General features: G+C 57.8%; 2 protein-coding genes. One reads left to right on the top strand and one right to left on the bottom strand.

Going from position 1 to position 791, the window contains the following annotated elements; genetic code table 11:
- Positions 1-280 precede the first annotated feature (280 nt).
- Positions 281-520: a biofilm development regulator YmgB/AriR family protein gene (locus F3J37_RS27825; protein WP_045816981.1), complete on the top strand. Its 240-nt coding sequence runs from the start codon at positions 281-283 to the stop codon at positions 518-520.
- Here the strand turns inward: F3J37_RS27825 and F3J37_RS27830 are convergent.
- Positions 510-791: hypothetical protein (locus F3J37_RS27830; RefSeq protein WP_166936850.1), on the bottom strand; the 282-nt coding region annotated here is incomplete at its 5' end. The genes F3J37_RS27825 and F3J37_RS27830 overlap by 11 nt on opposite strands.

The raw sequence follows: 791 nt of genomic DNA on the forward strand, positions 1-791 counted from the left end.
CGGGCAAGAAAGGCGCGGGTATCGGCCCGGTTGGTGTCTTCCGGATTCAGCACCTGGCTGAAGCTGGTGTCGGGCAGGGTAATGGGCATGCTGTCGTCCGCCGTTACTTTTCTGTTCACTTAGCCTCCCTGATAACCGGAGCGTTAATTTATACCGCTGAATTGTCTGCAATAATGCGTGGTGCTGTTTAAAAGATAGAGCACCGCAGGATTACTGCTGTACACGCGCCTGTGCATCGGTTACTTTGCGCCCGACCTCATTCACTACGCACGGGTATTTGATGCGACAGGACGGACTACCGCCGGAAAAAGAAGCCGGATTGACCGGCTATTTCAGCCAGGTCACTCACCCCTGCCAGATTGAGCTGCTGGGCCGCATCACCGTTGAAATCCTGCGTCAGGAGCGGCGGCTGACGCGCACCGCCTTGTGCCTGAAACTGATAGGGCGCCTCGACGGTGCCGACGATGAGGCCGAGAGAGAACACCTGAAGGTTCTTCTCAGAATGCTGTTTAATCGCTGAGCCTGAGGGGTAACACCGGGAGTTCACCGGTCACGAAACATTCGTCCAGGGAAGAGAGCGGCAAACGGAATGCCGTGCAGTCATGGCGCATAACAACGGTTCGCAGATGCCGGTTACAGATAAACCAGACCTCGTCGCGGTCGTTGGAAAGAATGAAGTATGCGTCCGACGTTTCCGACGGATTAAAGCACCCCAGCGCCCTGTAGGCCGTCGTGAGGCTGAATCCGCTCAGCAGCGGCAGCGGCCGCGGCCCGCCGGGCAGCTCTTCCAC

Origin of the sequence: Candidatus Pantoea communis (assembly GCF_011752685.1) — a bacterium.
Taxonomy (GTDB): domain Bacteria; phylum Pseudomonadota; class Gammaproteobacteria; order Enterobacterales; family Enterobacteriaceae; genus Pantoea; species Pantoea communis.